Here is a 2,914-nt window from a genome sequence, read left to right on the forward strand (position 1 = left end):
ACCGTCGGCGCCCAGTACGGGCCGTCGGCGTCGGGCCACGCCCGCTGATCGACCGTCGCCGGGTCGGGGTAGTCGGAGGCGATCAGCCGGGCGGTGGCCGCCAGTTCGAGCAGCAGACCCAGCCGGGCTTCGTCGATGCCGGTCGTCTTGGCCAGTCGCTTGACCTCGCGGACGCCCAGCCCGCCGCTGCGCAACTCCGGCACCGGCATCTCACCCAGGCTGGCCAGGATGGCGTCGAGCTCGCGCAATAGGTCGATCACCGCGCCGGCAGCGGTCGCATCGACGTCGGCCGCGGTGGTCTGCGACACCACCGGATCGGGCGCCCGCAGGGCCGCCGGGCCGGGTTGCTCGCCGCGCAGCACCTGACCGACCAACCGCGGCAGGATTACCGTTTCGTCGTCGACACGGCGCAGCAGGCCCGCCGCCAGCAGCCGCGGCACCGGACGCTCCGGCGGTGCCCCGGGGGCGGCGTCGCGGGTGCGGCCGATCGGGGAGCCCGCCAGTAGCTTGTCCAGCAGGTCGCGTTGCGGTGCGTCGAGGGCGGCGATGGCCTCGGCGATCTGGTCGCCGCGCTGGGTGGGATCCTCCTGGGTGACCTGGCCCGGATGCCACGGCAGGCCCGCACCGGCCTCGGCGGCCACTCGCAGCTCACCGGTGGGCAGCGCGCCCCAGCACAGCGCCCGTTCGACCAGGTCGTTCAACGCCTCGTGCACCGCGTCGGCGGATGCCCGGTCGCCGATCAGCGCCAGCAGGTCGGCCACCGGCACCGCGACCGTGTCGGCCTCCAGCACCAGCAGCGCGTCGATCAGCGCGAGCCGCAGAAAATCCAGCTCGTCGGTGGCCGCCCGCATCGACTGGCGGGCCTGCGCCCGCGCCGCCAGGGCGGCGATACTGCCCGGCGGCGGTTGGGCGAGGTCGGGCCGCAGTTCCAGTAGCCGGATCAGGCCCTCGTCGGGCAGGTCGGCAAGCCACGATCCCAGCGGCACACCCCGGGCGTGTTCGGTCATCGACGACCAGCGTAAGGCCCAACCGGTGAGCGTCGCCGATCGCGACCTGTCAGAATGGACGCCGTGGCTGCAAACCAGGACAAGAAGAATCGGTACGTCGACAACGGGTGGCCCGAGACCGACGGGGAACCCGCAGTGAGCGAGCTGCGCACCGACCGGGCCGGGGCCCTGTCGCCGTTCGGGAGCTTGGTCTTTCCGCTCCCGTCCGAGGAGCTGCCCTACCTGCATCCGGTCACCGTCGTCAACCGGTAGGCGAGGACGCCATGACCGGGCCGCTCTCACACCTCGACGAACGGGGCGCGGCCCACATGGTCGACGTCAGCGCCAAGGCGACCACCAAGCGTGTTGCGGTAGCCGGCGGCGTGTTGCGCACCACCGCCGAAGTGGTGCAGCTGATCTCGGCCGGCGGGCTGCCCAAGGGTGACGCGCTGGCCACCGCCCGGGTGGCGGGAATCATGGCGGCCAAACGCACCAGCGACCTCATCCCGCTCTGTCACCAACTGGCCCTCACCGGAGTCGACGTCGACTTCACCATCGGTGAATCCCGGATCGACATCACCGCCGCGGTACGCACCACCGACCGCACCGGGGTCGAGATGGAGGCGCTGACCGCGGTGAGCGTGGCGGCACTGACCCTCTACGACATGATCAAGGCCGTCGATCGCGCCGCCGTGATCGACGACATCCGGGTGCTGAGCAAAGCCGGCGGCCGCACCGGATCCTGGGAACGCGGATGAGCGCCCGGACCGCCCACGTCATCATCGCCTCCACCCGTGCCTCGGCCGGCGTGTACACCGACCGCACCGGGCCGATCATCGCCGAGTGGCTGACGCAGCGCGGCTTCGCGCCGGCGCAACCGGAGGTGGTGCCCGACGGAGATGCCGTGGGCACCGCACTGCGGGCCGCGGTGGCAGCGCCGGTCGACCTGGTCATCACCTCCGGGGGGACCGGCATCTCGCCGACCGACGACACCCCGGCGCAGACGGCGGCGCTGCTCGACTACGAGATTCCTGGCCTGGCCGACGCGATCCGCCGGTCGGGGCTGCCGAAGGTGCCGACCGCGGTGTTGTCCCGCGGCGTGTGCGGGGTGGCCGGGCGGACGCTGATCGTCAATCTGCCCGGCTCTTCCGGTGGGGTGCGCGACGGGCTCGGGGTGCTCGCCGACGTGCTCGACCACGCCCTGGATCAACTCGCCGGCGGGGACCACGACCGATGACATCCACCGGCGTGCTGGTGCTGCGGGCAGCGGTCACCGAAGAGCCCATCGTGCTGAGCGAACACGAGGACCTGGTGGGCCACCGGTCCGCCGGCGCGATCGTCGGCTTCGTCGGCATGATCCGCGACCACGACCACGGCCGGCAGGTGCGGAGGCTGGAGTATTCCGCGCACCCGACGGCGCAACAGGTGATGGCCGAGGTGCTGGCCGAGGTCGCCGAACAGGCCCGCGGGATCCGCGCGGTGGCGGCCAGCCACCGGGTCGGCGTGCTGCACATCGGTGACGCCGCGCTGGTCGCCGCGGTGGCCGCTGATCATCGCCGGGAGGCGTTCGACGCCTGCGCGCGATTGGTCGACACCGTCAAGGAGCGGCTGCCGGTCTGGAAGCACCAGTTCTTCGCCGACGGCACCGAGGAATGGGTCGGTTCGGCCTGACCGCCGCCGAGACGAAAAAGCGGGGCCGGTGTCATACCGGCCCCGCTTTCTCGTTACTGCTTAGACGACGACCCGGCTGGGCTGCTGCGCGAACGCGGCCAACGCGTCGTTGCCGCTGACGTTCTCCGCCCGGATGGCCTGCCACAACTGCTGGTGGAAGCCCACGGAGACCGCCTGCTGCTTGTCGCCCTCGGGGGCCGGGACGGCCTCATCGCCCGGCGCGGGGGCCTCGGGTGCCGGGGCCTCGGGCGCGGGAG

4 protein-coding genes and 2 pseudogenes are annotated in these 2,914 nt (G+C 72.4%); 4 read left to right on the top strand and 2 right to left on the bottom strand.

The genetic code is table 11. The annotated features are described in order from the left end of the window. A pseudogene (locus DQP56_RS23520) lies at window positions 1-1,007 on the bottom strand (helicase-associated domain-containing protein); the annotation flags it as partial. 54 nt (window positions 1,008-1,061) lie between these two features. Here DQP56_RS23520 and DQP56_RS23525 point away from each other — a divergent pair. Genes DQP56_RS23525 through DQP56_RS23540 form a run of 4 tightly spaced genes read left to right on the top strand, consistent with a single transcriptional unit; the run spans window position 1,062 to window position 2,657 of the window. After that, entirely contained in the window at window positions 1,062-1,259 is a 198-nt protein-coding gene (locus DQP56_RS23525; protein WP_041317158.1) for a hypothetical protein, read from the top strand. Between the two features lie 11 nt (window positions 1,260-1,270). Next, a complete protein-coding gene (gene moaC, locus DQP56_RS23530; protein ID WP_112689470.1) occupies window positions 1,271-1,744 on the top strand; it encodes a cyclic pyranopterin monophosphate synthase MoaC in 474 nt (157 codons plus the stop codon). After that, on the top strand, window positions 1,741-2,223 hold the full coding sequence (locus tag DQP56_RS23535) for a MogA/MoaB family molybdenum cofactor biosynthesis protein (protein ID WP_013827735.1): 483 nt from the start codon (window positions 1,741-1,743) through the stop codon (window positions 2,221-2,223). The genes moaC and DQP56_RS23535 overlap by 4 nt, the downstream gene beginning before the upstream one ends. Further along, window positions 2,220-2,657, top strand: coding sequence for a molybdenum cofactor biosynthesis protein MoaE (locus DQP56_RS23540; RefSeq protein WP_112689472.1), 438 nt, complete (start codon window positions 2,220-2,222; stop codon window positions 2,655-2,657). The genes DQP56_RS23535 and DQP56_RS23540 overlap by 4 nt, the downstream gene beginning before the upstream one ends. Window positions 2,658-2,717: 60 nt before the next feature. Here the strand turns inward: DQP56_RS23540 and DQP56_RS23545 are convergent. Continuing rightward, a pseudogene (locus tag DQP56_RS23545) lies at window positions 2,718-2,914 on the bottom strand (transglycosylase family protein); the annotation flags it as partial.

Origin of the sequence: Mycolicibacter senuensis, from assembly GCF_003284925.1 — a bacterium.
GTDB lineage: Bacteria > Actinomycetota > Actinomycetes > Mycobacteriales > Mycobacteriaceae > Mycobacterium > Mycobacterium algericum_A.

Coding starts and splice junctions, on each gene's coding strand:
- DQP56_RS23525 (WP_041317158.1), top strand. CDS start 1,062: ATGGACGCCGTGGCTGCAAACCAGGACAAGAAGAATCGGTACGTCGAC.
- DQP56_RS23535 (WP_013827735.1), top strand. CDS start 1,741: ATGAGCGCCCGGACCGCCCACGTCATCATCGCCTCCACCCGTGCCTCG.
- moaC (WP_112689470.1), top strand. CDS start 1,271: ATGACCGGGCCGCTCTCACACCTCGACGAACGGGGCGCGGCCCACATG.
- DQP56_RS23540 (WP_112689472.1), top strand. CDS start 2,220: ATGACATCCACCGGCGTGCTGGTGCTGCGGGCAGCGGTCACCGAAGAG.